This is a genomic window from Paraburkholderia sp. (genome assembly GCF_034668105.1).
Lineage (GTDB): Bacteria > Pseudomonadota > Gammaproteobacteria > Burkholderiales > Burkholderiaceae > Paraburkholderia.
In genome coordinates, this window is record NZ_JAXDPY010000074.1 from 1 (window position 1) to 19,311 (window position 19,311).

A 19,311-nucleotide genomic window follows, 5' to 3' on the forward strand; every position below is an offset into this window, starting at 1 on the left:
TCCATTGAGGCAATGGCCGGATTCGATCGCGCATAATCACGACAGCGCGTAACGCCGGCAACCGTTTCGATGTCTTCACAGCAGGCAAAGTAAACAAGTGCGAAGTCGAGCAGTTCGTCCGCTATTCCGGTACCTTGCATTTCCGGTAAGACGCAGGTTCCGAGCAGATGAGCAACGGCACCGTCCGGTTTGTGCAGGCGCGCAAAATCCGCGAATGGGGTATGGCGCAATTGCGCCAACGCATCCACTCTCTGCGAATACAAGGCCGCGACAAGCCGACCATCCTGTTCCACCAGCATTTGCCCTGCTGGGAAAACACCTATGCGACGCCGTAGTTCGACCTCGGACACAGCCAGATCTTCTGACCAGCAGATCTGGTCCAACTCTCGCAAACGAGCGATATCGGCCTCAACCGGATGCCGTATCCGATAGGGACGTGCGAGCCACCGATTCAGCGTGATACGGGTAAAAGGCGCCGCGCGCGGATACCGCCGAAAAGATACTCGTTCGGGATAGAGTCCCGCTTCGGCCGCTGCCATCAAAAACACCGGGGCCTCAAACAGGTGCTGCCGTGACATGCCGTGGTATGCATCAAAGTGGAGGGCTCCGGTTCGACTCCCCAGCCTGCGCACTATTTGCGGACTCAGGCAGTGCACTTCAAGCATTGCCAACCCATAGCGCGACGTCACCTCTCGCCAACGTTCCAGATGTTCCACCAGGCTCTGCAATGCGGCTGCCGGCTCGATGCTCTTGCCATCCTGGTCCACGTACACGCCCGTGAAGGGAAGATTGCCCCTTCGCACCACCGCCGCCCCGTCTAGCGGAGAGCGTAAGTCTCTGTCGTGGTCAAGAAAGGAACGGATATGCAAGATCTTCTCTGGGTCGGTTATCCCGCGCTCGCTCAGGGATTCGATGAATCCGTGCGGATCGCCGATATCGCCGACCACGAGGACGTGCGGCAGGCCCGCCAGAGTTCGTGAGGCCACCTCCAGCGCACGCTCATTGAAATCCGCACCGATCAACAACAACGGATAGCTCTCCAACGCCTTACCACGCTTTGTTCTCGTTTGGATCACATCGTAGAGATGGCGCAGCAATGTCCCGTCGCCGCACCCCATGTCGGCGATATAACGTGGTTGCACATCGAGCGCGTCCCGATCAAACAGATCCACGATGAGATCGCTGAATGCCTCGAAATACAGACGATGCTGAAAGCCGCTGCACGTCACGTTCAACTGGCGCTCGATATGGCGCTCGTGCCCTTCCGTATCACGACCGAACACCTCTACGGCATTTCCAAATAGCAACTCTTCCGTGCGTGCCAGCATCGGCTGATAGGACACCACCGTCCCGAGCGCCGCTCCGTTCCTGATCAAGTACTGACCGGCACTATTCAGCTTGAACTCCGAGCCCTCCATACTTCCCCAGCCACGCACTTCGAAATAACGGCGCAGCATTGCCTGAGAAGCAGACGAGACATCCGGATGTGCGTTTTCTTCCAATACCGCTGCGCCACCCACCCGATCGATCTGTACCAGCAGCGGGGACAGTAACGCTCCAGTCAACAATCCGGCCATAGGCTCCCCTACGTCGCCCCAATTGCTCATGGCACGTTCCAACCATTTGCGCAAAGCCACACTCGCCGGATCCTGGAATACAGCACTAGTCGACAAACGCATCAACTCGTCAATGTCGGCGGGCAACCGCGATGCCGATTTCATTGCAGGCGTCGCCCGATAGGCGTCCCTCCCTATCGATTGCACCCAGTCCAACTCCATTAACAGCCGCATGGCTACTCGCAGTTGCCCGTCATTTGCCCCCGTCGCCAAAGCCAATTGCTCGATGGTCAGATCCGTATGCCTATCCAGAATCGCGAACAGCAAGTGCCGACGACAGGCCTCGATCACGGGCGTTGCCACGAATCCGTCTGCAAAACTATTAATCAGACCGAGCACGAGACGCTCCTAAAAAAAAATTTTCGAAAAATTCGCGCGTTCAGCGACTCGCGTCACATCGTCTGGAAGATATGGCGTCACCGCAGCAAAGCTATGCTCACCAGGATTTAAACGCAGCGTATCTTTCCTTTCCGTCCATTGAATTTTTCAAAAAACGATATGCATTACAGAACAGAGTAGCTACCAATAATTGTCGTTCTGGAAAATCGGACATTCAATTTTTAACTGAACGCGTCCCCGATCAGAACAGTCGTCAGATTGCGAAATGCGTTGCGTCGAATACGGGTTAAAAGCTTGCGCTGAAAATTGTAGTTAGCTCTGAATTGGCTGTTCCAGTGTACCGCCCGATCGGATCGCGGGGTGCGTGGCTTTGAGTCGCAAGGAAATGGATGCATGAACTGTAACAACAGGTTTATTCCGCATACCTTACTTTGCGCAGGTCTATTGAAGAACTCGCGTGGCCGGGGGTTGAGCCGCTTTCTTTGCTTATCTTTCTTTGCGGGCAGCGGCGGCAAAGAAAGTAAGTGCTGCCCCGCACAGGGGCAACACTAATAGACCAATAAGAAATCAAGGAAAGGCCAACGCCGTAGACAACCAGACGAACAACCAGACGAACACCCACCGCAAAGGCACAAAAACCAAAACCACAGCGCGAGCACCCAACCCCAAGCCCCCACCGCCGCAGGCAACCGCAGCCCCCCCGCCGACCAGGCCCCACCCCCAAACCCCTATAATGTCGCCATTCCGACACAAGAGGTGCTTCATGATCATCAAACCGCGCGTGCGTGGCTTCATCTGTGTATCGACCCACCCGACTGGCTGCGAGGCCAACGTCAAGGAACAGATCGAATACGTCAAGGCACGCGGCCCCATCGCCAACGGCCCGAAGAAGGTCCTCGTGATCGGCGCATCCACAGGCTACGGCCTCGCCGCCCGCATCAGCGCGGCCTTCGGCGCCGACGCCGCCACCCTCGGCGTGTTCTTCGAACGCGCCGGCAGCGAAACCAAAGCAGGCACCGCAGGCTGGTACAACACCGCCGCCTTCGAAAAATTCGCCGCGGAAAAAGGCCTCTACGCGACCAGCATCAACGGCGACGCCTTCTCCGATGAAGTCAAGCAACGCACCATCGAGGTCATCAAGCGCGATCTCGGCCAGGTCGATCTCGTCGTCTACAGTCTCGCGGCGCCCAAGCGCACGCATCCGAAAACCGGTGAAGTCTTCACCTCGACCCTGAAGCCGGTCGGCAAGGCCGTCAACCTGCGCGGCATCGACACCGACAAGGAAGTCATCAAGGAAACCGTCCTCGAACCCGCCACGCAAGCCGAAATCGATAACACCGTCGCGGTGATGGGCGGCGAAGACTGGCAAATGTGGATCGACGCCCTGCTCGAGGCCGGCGTGCTCGCCGACGGCGCGAAGACAACCGCGTTCACCTATCTCGGCGAAGAAATCACGCGCGACATCTACTGGAACGGTTCAATCGGCGCGGCCAAGAAAGATCTCGACCAGAAGGTGCTCGGGATCCGCGAGAAACTCGCGGCCAAGGGCGGCGATGCGCGCGTCTCGGTGCTCAAGGCGGTCGTCACGCAAGCGAGCTCCGCGATCCCGATGATGCCGCTGTACCTGTCGCTGCTCTTCAAGGTCATGAAGGAAAAAGGCACGCACGAAGGCTGTATCGAACAGGTCTACGGGCTTTACAAAGACAGCCTGTACGGCGCCACGCCGCACCTCGACGAAGAAGGCCGTCTGCGCGCCGACTACAAGGAACTCGATCCCGAGGTGCAAGGCCGCGTCCAGGAACTCTGGACTCAGGTGACCAACGACAATCTCTACGAACTCACCGACTTCAGCGGCTACAAGACCGACTTCCTGCGCCTCTTCGGATTCGAGATCGCCGGCGTCGACTATGAGGCCGACGTCAATCCGGACGTGCAGATTCCTAAGCTCGTGCAACTCTGAGGCTTGCACGCGGGGCCCTAGCGGCCCCGCACGCCGGTCTGATTCCGTCCATGTTGCGTTAGCGGGTCACACGGGCCCGCCTCGTTCAGCCATGGTTGCGTTAGCGGGCCCGCGGGCTCACGACCGCGACAAGGCGTCGCCGCTGTCTTTCTCCCGCCTCGACTGCGCCACATAGCCATCCACGGCGCGCATCACCCGCACTTCCAGCGCCGCGGCGTCGCATTCCTCGCGCTCGCCCGCATAGTCGACCATGCCGTGCACGATCGCCAGCAAATCGTGCGCGACCAGATTCGCATCTTCCAGATCGGGCGCCTCGGGCTTGTCGGTCAGCGCCACCACAAGCGCCGCATGAATCGTGTCGGCAACCCGCCGGTCACGCTCGCCGAGCGGCAACCTGCGTTCCTCGGAATCGATGACGCGCGCCAGCGCCGGCCTGCGCATCTGATGCGCTACCGCCGCGCGCACCATCGCGAGCACGCTGCCACGCGAATGTTCCACCAACGTTGCCGATTCGATGTCCGCCATCAGTTGCGCGGTTTCGCGTTCGATCAGCGCGACCGTCAACGCGTCGCGATTCGGAAAGTATTGATAGAACGAACCGATACTGACGCCGGCACGCTCCGCGACCGCATTGGTCGTGTACGCGGCAAGTCCCTGCGTCTCCAGAATGCGAGCCGCCGCTTCGAGCACGGCTTCGACGGTTTGTGCCGAACGCCGCTGAACCGGCGCTTTACGGGGTTTCAGGCGTTGGGTTGCAGTCGATGTGGACATGGCCGGAATGCGAGTTTTAAATGTGAGTTATCGCTCGTATTCTAAACCTGTTTTTCGCGCAACCTTAGCGACCACCGCTCACCCATCAACTGGAATCGAACGACATGACTTCGTCTGTGAAAAAAACCGTATTGACCGTATTCATGCTTGTCAAAACAACGCCGGAATGGCTCGGCTTTTCCGCCGACGAACGTTTTCGCCTGCTGCGCGAACATGTCGAGCCGATCCTCGAGCGGCACGCCGATGAAGTCAGCCTGCGTTTCTACGACGTCGAATTCTATTCGGCGCGCGTGACGGACATCTGGGTGTGGGACGCGACGAGCCATCACGCGTACGAACTGCTGGTTGAAGCTTTGCGTGAGACGCCGTTCTGGGACCGCTTCTTCGACATCGTCGAGATTTTGCCGGGCGTGGAAAACGCCTTTGCGAGCAACGTCAAGCGGGACGCGCTGGCGGCGTCCTGACCGGTAAGGCGTCGTGAATGGAAGCGTCGGCGAAAAATCGCCCTGGTGCCTCAGGATCAGCAGGGAAACGCCGCCTGAAGCGTGCGCAGAATAGCGAGGCCGACTGGAAAGTCGTCCGAGATGCCCGGATGGTTGGTGAAAAACCGATCGAGCAGCGGATAGACGTTCTGATTGCCGATCGCGAGGTTTTCCGGCGGGCAGAACAGCGGTGGACGTTTCTTCGACACCAGATCCCCGTTCGCCCACCCTAGCGCGTTGATCGTGCCAGTAATGTAGGCCGCGTAGACGGAGTTGTTGTCGCTATGAGCCCAGATCCTGTATTGCGAGGCCGTCATCTCGGCACTCGCATTGAGCGTGAAACAGGCCGTCAGCAAAGCCAGTACAAATTTCGATACCCGCATCTTTGAACCTTCAATTCATGTCGCAAAAGCGGCCATTGTAGGTGAGTCGGATCATCGTGCGCGCAAACGCTCAGTGTCCAGATTTTTATCAAATACTTTGCAAGTATCTAGAAGCTATTTTGAAAGAATCGGCGAGCGAAGCAGGCCCCTCATGCCAGAGCCGCCGCCATGATTTTATGGCGTGAAGAATGCAGCACGAATGCGCTGTTCACGGCGTGCCGTTGCGGCAGTACGCCAGATAGCCCGGCCGCGCGGCAAGACGTTCCATGTAAGCCATTACCGCTGGAAAATCGGCGTGCTGCAAAGGCGTCTCGAGCCACCGGTTGATCGACAGCGCGATCGGAATGTCCGCGAGAGAAAACGCCGGTCCAGCGATGAAGGCGCCAGTAGTCGCCAGTTGCCTGTCGACAATCGCAATATGCGTGGCCCAATTCGCGCACGACCGGTCGATCTGCTGACGGTCCTGATGCGCCGGCGAGCGCCGCACCAGCGCAAGAAACGCGTAACTCCATGCCCGGTTCATCTCGCTCGCCTGCCAGTCGATCCATTGATCGCACTTCGCGCGCTCGCAAGGATCGCCAGGATAGAGAAACTCGCCGCCATAGCGCCCCGCCAGATAACGGATGATCGAGTTGGACTCCCACAGCACGAACTCACCGTCCCTGATCACCGGAACCATCGCGTTGGGATTCAACGCGACGAACTCGGGGGCGTCGGTCGCCTTGAAACCGGAACCCCAATCTTCCCGTTCAAATGGCAGGTTCAGTTCGGCACAGGCCCACAGTACTTTGCGCACGTTGATGGATGAGGCTTTGCCTAGTATCTGGAGCATGGGATCGTGGCCGCTCGTTCAATCGCTGTAGATAAGTTTTCACCGGGTATCCGGCCGCAAATCGTAGGGTATCGATGCTTCGCTCAAGCGGACAGATACAGTTTCAGTCCTTCGAATTGGGCCAGTTCGACGGACGGAGATAGCGTTCGGCGATGGCGCCTCACACCGATTCAAACCCCGTCAGCACATTCGCGTGGCGGCTCCGAGCCGCCGTCAAACTTTCAGCGTCGCCTGTTCGAGAATCATGTCGTAGAGCGCCTGCGCCGCCGGCGACAACTGCGCGGTCTTTCTCGTCACGAGCACGAGCGTGCGCGAGACCACCGGATGCGTGAGGTCGACGGTACGGACTGTCGGATACGCCCCCTTCTGAATCGCGAGCGCCGGTACGACGGCCGCGCCCACCCCCTGTGCGACGAGGCCGACAGCCGTCGAACTGCGTTGCACTTCATAAAACGAGCGCAGCGCCAGCTCGTTTTTTTCCAGCGCGACATCGAGCAGCGCGCGATTGCCGCTGACTTCGCCGGCAAAGATCAACGGATACGATTGCAGCTGCTGCCAGGCAATACGCCGCCGCTTCGCCAGCGGATGATCTTCATGGCAGATCAACACGTAACGATCTTCCGTCAACGGCACGCTCGCAAGATCCGGATGATGCTCGCCGGCGATATTGATGCCGAACTCCACCTCGCGGCGCAGCACCGCCTCCTCCACCGCGGACGACGCGTGATCGAGAATCTTGATGCGGTTATGCGGATGACGGGCGGCGTAGGCCTGCAGAATGCGCGGCAGATATTGCACGCCCACGGTCGGCACGCAGGCAATCGACACATCGCCGCGACGCGCCACGCCCGTCTCGCGAATCTCCACCAGCGCATCGGCAAGCTCGCCCAATAGACGGCGCGCCTGCGGCAAAAAACTGCGCCCTATTTCGGTCAACGCCATGGAACGGGTGGTCCGCTCGATCAGCGTGACGCCGAGAAACGTTTCGAGCTTGCGCAGACGCTGCGTAATGGCCGTTTGCGTGACGTGCAATGAAGCCGCGGCGCCTTGAAAGCTGCCGCGATCCGCAATCGCGACGAACGCCTGTACTCCTAGCGTGTCGATTTTCATTAGAAAAATGAACGAATCGAAATGATAAATTCATTTTACTCTACCCCCACTCACCGCACAGAATGAGCGGACTGGTTCGGTTCCACACCGCCCAAGATATGCGGGTGTCAGCGCAACGGCCCTCAGGACAAAACAAAGGAGCGTGACATGACTTCTTCGACGAATTGGAATGCAAAACAGTACGTGCTGTTCGAAAGCGAGCGCACGCGCCCGGTCAGGGATCTGCTGGCGGCGGTTCCGGCAACCGAGGTGCGTACGGCGGTGGACATCGGCTGCGGCCCCGGCAATTCCACCGAAGCGCTGGCGGCGCGCCTGCCGGGGGCAACGGTCAGCGGTCTGGACAGTTCGGCCGATATGATCGAGGCCGCCCGCAAGCGCCTGCCGCAATTCCAGTTCGAGGTGAGCGACATTACGAAATGGGACGCCACCGGTTCCTACGACCTGATCCTCGCCAATGCCGTGTTGCAGTGGGTGCCGGATCACGAGCAACTGTTTCCGGCGCTCGTGAACAAACTTGCGCCGGGCGGAAACCTCGCCGTGCAAATGCCGGACAACCTCGACGAACCCGCCCACCGCCTGCTGCGCGAAATCGCGTCGGACGGCCCGTGGGCGAACCAGCTCAAAGGCGTGGAGCGCACCATGCGCCATGGCGCCGACTGGTACTACGCGCGGCTCGTGCCGCTGTGCGCGCGGGTCGACGTGTGGCGCACCACCTACTATCACCCGCTCGCGGGCGGCGCGGACGCGGTGGTCGAATGGTTCAAGGGCAGCGCGCTGAGACCGTTCCTGGACGCGCTCGGCGACAGTCAGAAGGCGCCCTTCCTGCAACGCTACCGGGCGGCGGTCGCGCGAGCTTATCCGGCTCTCGACGACGGCACCGTGCTGCTGCCGTTCCCGCGGCTGTTTATCGTCGCGACGCGCTAGCGGAACCGCCCCGCTGCGGGTTGCGGCGTGGCGTAGCGTGGCGTTTGTGGTACGGAGCGCATAGGGTGTGTCAGCAATTGCCGCTCGCGAATTCTGCGTGATATTGTGTAACGAAGCGGGGGACGGCCTGCCGTCCTCATTGGAACGCAAATTACAGCAGCGAGCGTCGCCATGAGTGATGTACGCCATCATCTGAGTCCACGGGACCGTTTGGAGCTGTTGTGCTGGCTCACATGCGGCTGCCTTGGCGCTTATTACCTGAACGAGGACTGGCCCGACGCGGCGTTTCACGTGCAGGCAGCCCATAAATGGCTCGACCGCCGCTCGCGGGAGGCAGACTGGTTGAGTATCGCCAGGTTGTCGGCAACCGCGCTGGAGATCGCGCGGCGGCACGCGAAGTTTGTCGATGCCGATTGGGCGCGCGACGCCGTCGAGGAGATTCTCGATACGGACGAACTCGATCCTCAGGCGCGGCTGGTCAAGCAGGTGCTGGCGGATTGCCAGAGCGCGCTGGCCGACAAGCGGCTCGCGGATTAGCGTCTTTTCCGCGTTGCACGCTGAGAGGGTTCGCCGGGCGGCGCTGGCTCCGAAAATCTCTGTATCGGTCCACGCGTCAATCTGATTGCCAACGCCGCGTAGGCGGATCAAAAATTGTGCCGCACGCGGACGATCACGGCGAGTTGCTTATCCGTGTCCGAATTGACGAGATTCGCAATCTGCGCCAGATTTTCCGTCTGCCCCGTCGACGGATTGATCCCCAGCCCCGCGCCGGAAGATTTCTGCCCGATCGCCACCGCATAGACCGCCGTCCGCTTCGACAAGCTGTACACCGCCCCCAGGTTGACCTGATGCACGCGTGTCGACGCGCTGCCAGTATGTGTACACCATGGAGAACTACGACGCGTCGACGGGCAGCGTGAAGCCGAAGATTCACTCGGTCGGTTTGATGGCGGATTACAACCTGTCGAAGCGCACGGACCTTTATGTGCAGGGCGAATATCAGAAGGTCGCGGGGGGATTCGACGAATTCGATTCTCGACCACGCGTTCATTCCGGGCGTGCAGGCGGCGCGCAGCGGGAATCCGGTCAAAACCCGATTCGACCACGCGCAGCAACGTGTTCGAATCGACCTCGCTCAACTCGAATACGACCAGCGTGGTGGGCTCCGACGAATAGTCGACGGATGTATTTCACAAATCTCCGGCACGCCGCAAACCGCCCCGGCGAATTACTGCTCTTCCGGCTCACGCTTCTTGAACAGGCGCGCGCTGGACAGAATCGCCAGCGCAATCGCCACGCTGAGAATCGCGGTGGCTTCGCGCCCAAGACCCGCTGCCACACCCACGCCCGCGCTGAGCCAAAGGCTTGCGGCCGTGGTCAGGCCGCGCACTTCGCGCTCGGCACTGAGCTTGATGATGGCGCCCGCGCCGAGAAAGCCGACACCCGACACCAGGCCTTGCAGCACCCGGCTCATGTTGTCCTGCGAGAAACCGGCCTGCAGCGGCACCACCACGAAGAGCGCGGCGCCGACCGCGACCATCATGTGCGTGCGCATGCCTGCGTCACGCCTCGACATCTCGCGCTCGAATCCGAGGATGCCGCCGAGGATCAGTGCGAGACCGAGGCGCATCAGCACCTGAGTGACCTCGGAGAGGCTGCCGAGATCGGAGAATTCCGCTTTGGCGGTTGTCCAGACGATGTGCCACCAGTTGGCCATTACATTTACCTGACATTCGGAAATGTGCCAAGCATAGCGCGTGAACACATCCGTCGGGCAGATAGAGGCAAAACGGCAGCGAAAAGGAAGCGAAAAGAAAGCGAAACAAATGCAACAGGCGGCACGGCTAACGCAACACGCTTACCTCGCCGCACCTTCCCTCACGAACCCGCGGACTCCACCCTCACTCCGTTGCGTGCGCATGCATCACGCCGGTGTGCATCGACCACGCCATCCACGGACGGCGCAGCGCGACGATCGCGAGGAACGCGCAAGCCGCCAGCGCCCCGAAGGTCGCGAAGCCCATCTGATAGCTGCCCGTGCTTTCCTTCGCGATGCCCATCACGACCGGCAGATAGAATCCGCCGATGCCGCCCGCGGCGCCGACGATCCCCGACATCAAGCCGGTGCGGCCCGCCCAGCGATGCGGCACCAACTGGAAGGTCGCGCCATTGCCCAGACCAAAGGCCACGTACAGGCATAGCAGCAGCGCAATCCCGCCCACCATCGACGGCATCGCGGCAGCGAACACGAAATCGCACAACGAAATGATCGCGAGGAGAACTGTCAGCGCGCGCACGCCGGATACCTTGTCGGCAATCAAGCCGCCGAGCGGCCGCACCATCGCGCCGGTCGCGGCCAGCAGCGCCATGAACAGACCCGCGTCGATCTTCGAGAGCTGATAGAGGTTGGTCAGCAGCAGCGAAACATACGACGACATACCGACAAAGCCACCGAACGTGATGCTGTACACCAGCATGATCGCCCACGTGTCGCGCTCCGCCAGCACCGAGCGATAGCGCTTGGGCAGCACCGCGATCGCCAGCAGTGCGCCGATCACCGGCAATAGCAGCACACCGGTCTTGCCCGAACCGAACAGACCCGCCTCGACCAACAGCACGAGCACGATCAAACCAGCGAGCGTCACCACAAAGCTGCCGAACGCACGCAGTGCGCTGCCCGATTTGATACCGGAATCGTTGGCCCAGAAATACAGTGTGAGCGCGGCAATCGCGAGCAGCGGCAAGGCGCCGGCGGTCGCCATTTGCCAGCCATAGTGCGTTGCCAGTTGCGGGAACAGGAAACCGTCGAGCACGGCGCCGATGTTGCCGGCAGCGGCAAGACCGAGCACCAGGCCCTGCACTTTGGGCGGATAGTTGCTGCCGGCCATCGGCAGCGCCACCGCGAAGCTCGCGCCACCCACGCCGAGGAATACGCCGAGCACCAGCAGCAAGGTGTACGACGGCACGAACGGCAATAGCGGCAGCACGATCGTCGGCACCGCCGAGAGCAATACGCCCATCAACGCAATGCGCTTGCCATGCGCCGATTGATACAGGTTACCGAGCGTCACGCGCAGGATCGCCGCCGACAGCACCGGCACGGCGACCAGCAAACCTTGCTGCGCGGGTGTCATCGCCACGCTCTTGCTGATGAACGGTGCGAGCGGCCCGTACAGCACCCACACGGTGAAGCCGGTGTCGAAATAGAGGAAGCACGCCACTAGCGAGCGCCAGTCTCCACGCTTCAGAGAGCTCATCACGTTTTTCATTAGACATCCTCATATATGCTGGTTGCTCGCTTGCCGGGTGCGTGGCGCTGACGCATTGCGCTGGAACTGCGCACCTGAATGATCGCGAGGTTGAATACCGGTCTGAACATGCAACCTCCATGCCATCCGGGTCCGACTTGTGAAGCTTTGCTGCGTACTTTTTGAAACCTTGAAAACGGCGCCTGTACCGGCCGCTTTAGAAATCAGTAAACGTCGCGTGCGTAGCGCTTGTCCTGCGCGAGACGGCTCACGTAGTCAGCGGCTTTTTCTTCGCTCATGCCGCCGTGCCGGGCAACCACTTGCCTGAGGGTCGCGTCGACGTCTCTCGCCATCCGGTTCGCGTCGCCGCAGACGTAGAAATGCGCACCGTCTTCGAGCCATGCCCACAGTTGCGCACCGTGCTCGCGCATGCGGTCCTGCACGTAGACCTTGTCCGTCTGATCGCGTGAGAAAGCGACATCGAGCCGGGTCAGCACGCCGCTGTCGCGCATCGCTTCGAGTTCGTCGCGATAGTAGAAATCCGTGGCTGCATGTTGTTCGCCGAAGAACAGCCAGTTGCGCCCCTTGTCGCCTCTCGCGCGCCGCTCGTGCAGAAAGCCACGAAATGGTGCAACGCCGGTGCCGGGACCGACCATGATGATCGGCGTGTCGGAACCATGAGGAGGCCGGAAGTGCGCGGATTTCTGCACGAATACCGGCACATTTGCGGCGCCGGCACGGTCGGCGAGAAATGTCGACGACACGCCCTTGCGATGGCGGCGGCCATTGCTGTAGCGAACCGCTGAAACCGTCAGATGAACTTCGCCGGCATGCGCCTTCGGGCTCGATGCAATCGAATACAGGCGCGGTTGCAGGCGCTTGAGCATGCCAATCAATTCGGCAGCCGTCAGCTTGACCGGAAATTCGTGCAGCACGTCGGCGAGCTGCTGGCCCCACAACCATTGCTTGAGGTCGGCTTTACGTTCCGCCGAAAGCAGATCGCGCAGTGCGCCGTCGCGGGTACGCGCGGCAATGAACGCGAGCGCGTCAGGGTTGGCACGCGCGATCTCATAGTGCTTGCCGAGCGCCTCGGCGAGGCGCATGTCGCCGGCGCCGGGCACGCTTACCGCGGCGTCGGCGCTCACGCCGCTCAGGCCGATCAATTCGTCGACCAGTTCGGGACAATTGGAAGGCCATACGCCCAGTGCATCGCCGGCTTCGTATTCGAGGCCGGCGTCGGCTGTGCTCAACGAGAAGTAGCGCGTATCCTTCGCGGCGCCCTGCTTGTTCAAGCGCAGGTTGGTGACGAGCCGCAAGGCGGCTGGCCGCGTTTTGGTGGGCACGGCGCCTGGCACCACGGCGTTGATCATGCCGCCCGCTGGTACCGCGTGCAGCGCCGCATCTTCTTCGTTGATGCGCGCGATGATGCGTTCGAGCCACGCGTCCGCGCTTGCCTGATACTCGCTGTCACAGTCGACGCGCTCCATCAGACGCAACGCACCCTGGGCCGCGAGACGCTCGTCGAGCCGGCGGCCGTGACCGCAGAACCGATCGTAGTTGCGGTCGCCCAACGCGAGCACCGCATAGCGCAGGCCGTCGAGGCGAGGCGCTGCGTCGCCGGCCAGTTGCGACCAGAAATTTTGCGCGTTATCGGGTGGATCGCCGTCGCCGAACGTGCTCGACATCAGCAACACGTATTGCGCTTTGGCTAGCGCCGAGGCCTGATAGTCCGCCATGCATGACGTGCGGATTTCAAAGCCCGACTCCATCAGACGCGTGGCATAACGTTCAGTGAGCGATTCGGTGTTGCCGGTTTGCGAGGCCCATAACAAGGTCACTTTGGGCCGTGCGCGCACGATGCGCACGCCGGCTGCCTGCGCCGCCGCGGACTGCGGCGGCGCAGCTATCGAACCCGCTGGCACGGCCGCACGCGTCCCACCGCGGCTATACAGTCCGGCCAACAAACCATCCACATACAGACGACTCGCCGGATCAAACGGTGCGCCGGCCGGCAGGACCGGCACGCTGTCGATGCCGGGTGCTTCAGAAGAACGCAGGCCGCTCACGAACCCGGCGAGGTACACGCGCTCGGCGTCCGTGAGCGATGGTACGGGTGTCTGCGCAAGCTGCAACAAACTCGTCAGTGCATCGATGCGGGGCATTTCCAGTTCCTCGGACTTCGTCGATATCGCGCGCGCCGGCGCGGCGGCAGTTGCCCCAACGGATGCTTCGCTGAACGTCTCATCGCCGGCATTTGCAACCGGCGCCAGGGTCTCGGCCGCGACCGGACTCAGCGCGACCGCGCAGAACTTGAGTTCCGGTTGCTGCGAGACCGGGTCGATCGCATCGCTCGTCACGGCGTTGACGCACAGGTCGTCGCCGAACACGTCGTTCCAGTGCATCGGCGCGAAACAGTTGCCTGCTTGCACGCGCTCGGTGACGACGGCCGGCAAGACGGCACGTCCGCGGCGCGAACGGATCTCGACGGGATCTTTTGCCTTGATGCCGAGCGTGGCGGCGTCTTCGGGATGAATCTCGACGAACGGGCCAGGGTTGAGTTTGTTAAGCATCGCCACCTTGCCGGTCTTGGTCATGGTGTGCCATTGATGCTGCAAGCGGCCCGTGTTCAGCACGATCGGAAATTCCCGGTCGGGCAATTCGGCCGGGGCTGCAAAGGCACGCGCGAAGAACACTGCTTTGCCGCTTGCGGTCGGAAACACGAGCCGCGGACGGCTGCCGTCCGGCTGTTGCTTCAGCGCCTGGCTGACGCCGTTGTTGAGGTAGCGAACCGGATTGCGATCCGCGCCGTCAGCGGCGGCAAGCGGCCATTGCAGCGGCGTGTCCTTCAAACGGCGATGGCTCACGCCGCGCAAGTCGTAGCCTGTTTTCGGATTCGACGCCCGAGTGATCTCCGCGAAAACCTCCGCGGCACTCGCATAAGTGAACGCAGCGGCGAACCCCATTTCGCAAGCGACGCGCGCGATGATCTGCCAGTCCGGCAACGCAGCGCCCGGCGGCTCGATGCCCTTTTGCATCAGTGTCAGATTGCGCTCGGAGTTGATCATCACGCCTTCGGCTTCGGCCCACAGCGCGCCGGGCAATAGCACGTCGGCGTAACGGTTGGTCTCGGTGTCGAGGAAGGCGTCCTGCGAGATGACGAGTTCCGCGGCGCGCAAACCGGCGACCGCGTTCTGACGGTTCGCGACGCTCGCCACCGGATTGGTACAGATGATCCAGCACGCCTTGATCTCACCCGCGGCCATGCGGGCAAACATATCGATCGTGCCGTTGCCGACCTCGGGCTTGAGCGTGCCGCTCGGAATGCCCCACAGGTCTTCGATAAACGCGCGGTCTTCTTCGACCAGCACCGAACGCTGTCCCGGCAAACCGGGCCCCATGTAGCCCATTTCGCGGCCGCCCATCGCGTTGGGCTGGCCAGTCAACGAGAATGGCCCGCTGCCGCGGCGGCAGATCTTGCCCGTCGCCAGATGCAGATTGCAGATTGCGTTGGTGTGCCACGTGCCGTGCGTGCTTTGGTTCAGGCCCATGGTCCAGCAGCTGATCCACTCCGGCGCGGCGCCGATCATCCGCGCGGCCTCACGGATGTCCGCGACGGCGAGGCCCGTGATCTCCGACACTTTCTCGGGCGGGTAGTCCGCGAGAAAAGCGGGCATCGCGTCCCAGCCCTCTGTTGCCTCGGCGATAAAAGACGCATCCGTATGGCCGTTTTCGTGCAACAGATGCAGCAAACCGTTCAGCAGCGCCAGATCGGTGCCGGGCTTGATCTGCATGAAGAGATCGGCCTTCTCGGCGGTGGTGTTGCGGCGCGGATCCACTACGATCAGTTTCGCCCCGGCCTTCACGCGATCCATCATCCGCAAAAACAGAATCGGGTGACAGTCGGCCATATTCGCGCCGATCACGAGGAACAGGTCGGCATGATCGATATCTTCGTACGATCCGGGCGGGCCGTCCGCGCCGAGCGAGAGCTTGTAGCCACTGCCCGCGCTCGCCATGCACAGACGCGAGTTCGATTCGATGTTGTTGGTGCCGACAAAACCCTTGGCGAGCTTGTTGACGAGGTACTGCGCCTCGATCGACATCTGGCCCGACACGTAGAACGACAACGCGTGCGGTCCATGTTCGTCGAGCAGGCCACGCAAACGCGTTGCGGTGGCGCTGATCGCCTGCGCCATCGGCAGTGGCACGGGATCCTGATCACGGGCGTGACGCACGAACGCGCTTTCGAGACGCCCCGACTTGCGCAATGCGACGTGCGCCGACTGCCCCTTCGTGCAGAGCCGTCCGAAATTCGCCGGATGCTCCTTGTCGCCGGAAATCTTCGCAATCTGGCCGTCCTCGACGTGCAGCACCATGCCGCAGCCAACGCCGCAGTAGGGGCACACAGTCTTGACGTTATAGGAGGACATGGCCGATGGCATCGTGATAAGAAGTTGCAAGCAATCGATCGATCAAAGCGCGACCCACACCTGGCCGTTTTCCACTCGCGCGGCGAACGCGTTGACGGAATACGCCGGTGTTTCGAGGCACTCGCCCGTGCGTAAATCGAAGTGATGCTTGTAGATCGGCGAAGCGACCACGAGGCGCTCGCCGAGATTGCCAATCAATCCGCGCGAGAGGACCGCTGCGTGCGAGCCCGGATCGTAGTTTTCGATCGCGTACACGGCGCCGTCCGCGCTGCCGTCGTTCACATGAAAGACGGCCACCTGTTCGCCGTTGACGAGCGCGCACACGCCCGTGTTGGGGACGATCTCGTCTAGCGGGCAAATCGGCGTCCAGGCAAGCGGAAGACGGTCAAGGTTCATGGCGCAAGTCCTCGATGAATGACGTTAACAAAGGATCAAACGGTTTCGGCCACCACGGAAATCGCCGCGAGTTTCGATTGCCGCTCGGTGAGTGTCGCGGGCCGGATCTGGCCGCGTTCCTCGACGAATCTGACGTTGCCGTCCGACTCGCCGCTGTTGACGAAGTGACGAAAGCGCTTGCGCGTCTCAGGATCGGTGACGGCCTTTTTCCATTCGCATTCGTAGGTCTCGACCACGTGCTGCATTTCCGCCTCGAGCTCGGCGGCCACGCCGAGGCGATCGTTGACGATCACGTCGATCAGATAGTCGAGTCCGCCTTCGAGGTTGTCGCGCCACACGCTGGTGCGTTGCAAACGGTCCGCGGTGCGCACGTAGAACATCAGGAAACGATCGATGTAGCGCACCAGCGTGGCCTTATCGAGGTCCGCGGCGAGCAGTTCGGCATGCCGTGGCTTCATGCCGCCGTTGCCGCATACGTAGAGATTCCAGCCCTTCTCTGTCGCGATGATGCCGACGTCCTTGCCCTGCGCTTCCGCGCATTCGCGCGTGCAGCCGGACACGCCGAACTTGATCTTGTGCGGCGTGCGCAGGCCCTTGTAGCGGTTCTCGATTTCAACGGCGAGGCCCACCGAATCGCCAACGCCATAGCGGCACCACGTCGAGCCGACACACGACTTCACCGTGCGCAGCGACTTGCCGTACGCATGGCCGGATTCGAAACCGGCGGCGATCAGTTCTTCCCAGATAAGCGGCAGTTGCTCGACGCGCGCGCCGAACAGATCGACCCGCTGACCGCCGGTGATCTTCGTATAGAGGCCGTATTTCTTCGCGACCTGGCCGACCGCGATCAGACCGTCAGGCGTCACTTCTCCGCCTGCCATACGCGGCACGACCGAATACGTACCGTCGCGCTGGATGTTGGCGAGGTAGTAGTCGTTGGTGTCCTGCAGCGAGGCGTGCTCTTTCTTCAGCACGAATTCATTCCAGCACGACGCGAGGATGCTCGCCACGAGCGGTTTGCAGATATCGCAGCCAAGACCGTGTCCGTGCTTCGCCAGCAATTCGCCGAAGCTGCGCACGCCCTCCACGCGCACGAGGTGATACAACTCCTGGCGCGAATACGGGAAGTGCTCGCAGACATGGTTGTTGACGGCCATGCCCTGCTTCTTCATCTCGGCCTTCATGATCTGGGTGACGAGCGGGACGCAGCCGCCGCACGAGGTGCCCGCGCTGGTCGCGCATTTCAGCGCGCCGATGTCGGTCGCGCCGGCGCGGACGGCGCCGCACAGGTCGCCCTTCGAGACGTTGTTGCATGAGCAGATTTGCGCGCCGGCAGGCAATGCGTCGACGCCGAGTGCGGGCTTAGCCTGACCGTCAGACGACGGCAGAATCAGGAATTCAGGCGAAGCCGGCAGCTCGATGCGGTTGAGCATCATCTGCTGCAGCGTGCCGTACTCGCTCGCGTCGCCGACCATCACGCCGCCGAGCAGATATTTGCCGCACTCGGACACCACCAGCTTCTTGTAGACCTGCTTGCGCTCGTCGCTGAACCGATAGGCGCGGCTGCCCGGCGTATTGCCATGCGCGTCGCCGATGCTGGCCACGTCCACGCCCATCAGCTTCAACTTCGTACTCATATCGGCGCCGGCGAATTCCGCCGACTCGCCGAGCAGTTGCTTCGCCACGGCGCGCGCCATGTCATAACCCGGCGCGACAAGGCCGAACAATTGACCGTTCCAGAGCGCGCATTCGCCGATTGCATAGATGTGCGGATCGCTGGTGCGGCATGCGTTGTCGATCACGATGCCGCCGCGTGCGCCGAGCGTCAGGCCGCTGTCGCGCGCGAGGTCGTCGCGCGGACGAATCCCCGCCGAAAACACGATCATGTCGGTGTCGAGGAAGCTGCCGTCGGCGAATTGCATGCGGTGCGTGCCGTTCTCACCGTCGACGATCGCTGTCGTGTTCTTCTGCGTATGGACCGTCACGCCGAGTTCTTCGATCTTGCCGCGCAGCACGCGGCCGCCGCCCTCGTCGACTTGCACGGCCATCAGGCGCGGCGCGAATTCGACCACATGCGTTTGCAAACCCATGTCGCGCAACGCCTTCGCGCATTCGAGACCGAGCAAACCGCCGCCGACCACCGTGCCGGTCTTCGAGCGAGTGCCGCACTCCTGCATCGCTTCGAGGTCGTCGATGGTGCGGTAGACGAAACAGTCGGCCCGCTCGCGCCCTGGCACGGGCGGCACAAACGGATATGAGCCGGTCGCGAACACGAGCTTGTCGTAGGGCAGTTCGTCGCGCGTCTGGCCCGTCGACACCGTCACGGTGCGCGCATCGCGATCGATCGAGACGGCCTTCGCGTTCAGCATGAGCCGCACGTTCTGGCGCTCGAAGAAGCCGGGTTCGACCAGCGACAGATCATCCGCGGTCTTGCCTGAAAAGAATTCGGACAGGTGCACGCGGTCATAGGCGGGCCGCGATTCTTCGCACAGCACCGTAATGTCGAGGCCATGCGCGGCGTCTTGTGCAAGGCACTCGACCAGTTTGTGGCCGACCATCCCGTGACCGATAACGATGATTCTCATGAGCGCGGCTTCCTCGATGTGCTGGGCTGGAATCGCTGCGGCTTGAGTTGCGGCCTGGTTGCAACTCAACTGCGGGCTAGCTGCGGCTTTGCCGCTGCCAGGCTGCTGCGCGAAAGCGATTCCGGAAATAAAAACGGCGTCCCGCGAACCCAGTCGATGACTGAATCCGGGGGACGCCGTTGTCCTGATCTGTATTGCAGCGGGCGCTTTGTTGTTGCGCTCGCAACGGATCCAC

At 61.6% G+C, this 19,311-nt stretch carries 16 protein-coding genes and 1 pseudogene; 6 read left to right on the top strand and 11 right to left on the bottom strand.

Annotated elements, in window-relative coordinates; all coding sequences use genetic code 11:
• The coding region (locus QOC89_RS03740) for a class I SAM-dependent methyltransferase (protein WP_323043790.1) at positions 1-1,955 on the bottom strand (1,955 nt) is incomplete at its 3' end.
• Between the two features lie 763 nt (positions 1,956-2,718).
• Here QOC89_RS03740 and fabV point away from each other — a divergent pair.
• Complete coding sequence (gene fabV / locus QOC89_RS03745; protein ID WP_323043791.1) at positions 2,719-3,915, top strand: enoyl-ACP reductase FabV; 1,197 nt, start codon at positions 2,719-2,721, stop codon at positions 3,913-3,915.
• Positions 3,916-4,032: 117 nt separating this feature from the next.
• On the opposite strand, the gene QOC89_RS03750 is transcribed toward fabV, so the two are convergent.
• Positions 4,033-4,686: a TetR/AcrR family transcriptional regulator gene (locus tag QOC89_RS03750; protein ID WP_323043792.1), complete on the bottom strand. Its 654-nt coding sequence runs from the start codon at positions 4,684-4,686 to the stop codon at positions 4,033-4,035.
• Positions 4,687-4,790: 104 nt separating this feature from the next.
• Between QOC89_RS03750 and QOC89_RS03755 the strand changes: the two genes are divergently transcribed.
• Positions 4,791-5,150: a darcynin family protein gene (locus tag QOC89_RS03755; RefSeq protein WP_323043793.1), complete on the top strand. Its 360-nt coding sequence runs from the start codon at positions 4,791-4,793 to the stop codon at positions 5,148-5,150.
• A 56-nt stretch (positions 5,151-5,206) separates the two neighbouring features.
• Here QOC89_RS03755 and QOC89_RS03760 read toward each other — a convergent pair whose 3' ends face one another.
• From QOC89_RS03760 to QOC89_RS03770, 3 genes are all read right to left on the bottom strand, one after another.
• Entirely contained in the window at positions 5,207-5,551 is a 345-nt protein-coding gene (locus QOC89_RS03760; protein ID WP_323043794.1) for a hypothetical protein, read from the bottom strand.
• 208 nt (positions 5,552-5,759) lie between these two features.
• Complete coding sequence (locus QOC89_RS03765; protein WP_323043795.1) at positions 5,760-6,383, bottom strand: glutathione S-transferase; 624 nt, start codon at positions 6,381-6,383, stop codon at positions 5,760-5,762.
• Positions 6,384-6,596: 213 nt separating this feature from the next.
• Positions 6,597-7,493, bottom strand: coding sequence for a LysR family transcriptional regulator (locus tag QOC89_RS03770; protein ID WP_323043796.1), 897 nt, complete (start codon positions 7,491-7,493; stop codon positions 6,597-6,599).
• A gap of 147 nt (positions 7,494-7,640) precedes the next feature.
• On the opposite strand from QOC89_RS03770, the gene tam reads away from it, so the two are divergent.
• On the top strand, positions 7,641-8,417 hold the full coding sequence (tam, locus tag QOC89_RS03775; protein ID WP_323043797.1) for a trans-aconitate 2-methyltransferase: 777 nt from the start codon (positions 7,641-7,643) through the stop codon (positions 8,415-8,417).
• A gap of 171 nt (positions 8,418-8,588) precedes the next feature.
• Positions 8,589-8,954 (top strand): hypothetical protein, encoded by a 366-nt coding sequence (locus QOC89_RS03780; protein ID WP_323043798.1) that lies wholly within the window; start codon positions 8,589-8,591, stop codon positions 8,952-8,954.
• A 107-nt stretch (positions 8,955-9,061) separates the two neighbouring features.
• On the opposite strand, the gene QOC89_RS03785 is transcribed toward QOC89_RS03780, so the two are convergent.
• Positions 9,062-9,271 carry a hypothetical protein gene (locus QOC89_RS03785; RefSeq protein WP_416340344.1) on the bottom strand — a complete coding sequence of 70 codons (210 nt, stop codon included), beginning with the start codon at positions 9,269-9,271 and terminating at the stop codon, positions 9,062-9,064.
• A 17-nt stretch (positions 9,272-9,288) separates the two neighbouring features.
• On the opposite strand from QOC89_RS03785, the pseudogene QOC89_RS03790 reads away from it, so the two are divergent.
• Positions 9,289-9,493 (top strand): annotated as a pseudogene (locus QOC89_RS03790) (porin); the annotation flags it as partial.
• Positions 9,494-9,645: 152 nt separating this feature from the next.
• Here QOC89_RS03790 and QOC89_RS03800 read toward each other — a convergent pair.
• The 5 genes from QOC89_RS03800 to nirB all read right to left on the bottom strand — a co-directional run bounded on the left by QOC89_RS03800 (position 9,646) and on the right by nirB (position 19,076).
• The gene (locus QOC89_RS03800; RefSeq protein ID WP_323043799.1) at positions 9,646-10,134 is read right to left on the bottom strand and encodes an MgtC/SapB family protein; all 489 of its coding nucleotides are present in this window, start codon (positions 10,132-10,134) and stop codon (positions 9,646-9,648) included.
• Positions 10,135-10,318: 184 nt separating this feature from the next.
• Positions 10,319-11,686 carry an MFS transporter gene (locus tag QOC89_RS03805; RefSeq protein WP_323043800.1) on the bottom strand — a complete coding sequence of 456 codons (1,368 nt, stop codon included), beginning with the start codon at positions 11,684-11,686 and terminating at the stop codon, positions 10,319-10,321.
• A 203-nt stretch (positions 11,687-11,889) separates the two neighbouring features.
• Entirely contained in the window at positions 11,890-16,095 is a 4,206-nt protein-coding gene (locus QOC89_RS03810; RefSeq protein WP_323043801.1) for a bifunctional nitrate reductase/sulfite reductase flavoprotein subunit alpha, read from the bottom strand.
• A 42-nt stretch (positions 16,096-16,137) separates the two neighbouring features.
• On the bottom strand, positions 16,138-16,491 hold the full coding sequence (nirD, locus tag QOC89_RS03815) for a nitrite reductase small subunit NirD (protein WP_323043802.1): 354 nt from the start codon (positions 16,489-16,491) through the stop codon (positions 16,138-16,140).
• A 35-nt stretch (positions 16,492-16,526) separates the two neighbouring features.
• Positions 16,527-19,076, bottom strand: coding sequence for a nitrite reductase large subunit NirB (gene nirB / locus QOC89_RS03820; protein ID WP_323043803.1), 2,550 nt, complete (start codon positions 19,074-19,076; stop codon positions 16,527-16,529).
• Between nirB and QOC89_RS03825 the strand changes: the two genes are divergently transcribed.
• Positions 19,053-19,311 (top strand): hypothetical protein (locus QOC89_RS03825; protein WP_323043804.1); only part of this gene is annotated, 259 nt, incomplete at its 3' end. The genes nirB and QOC89_RS03825 overlap by 24 nt on opposite strands.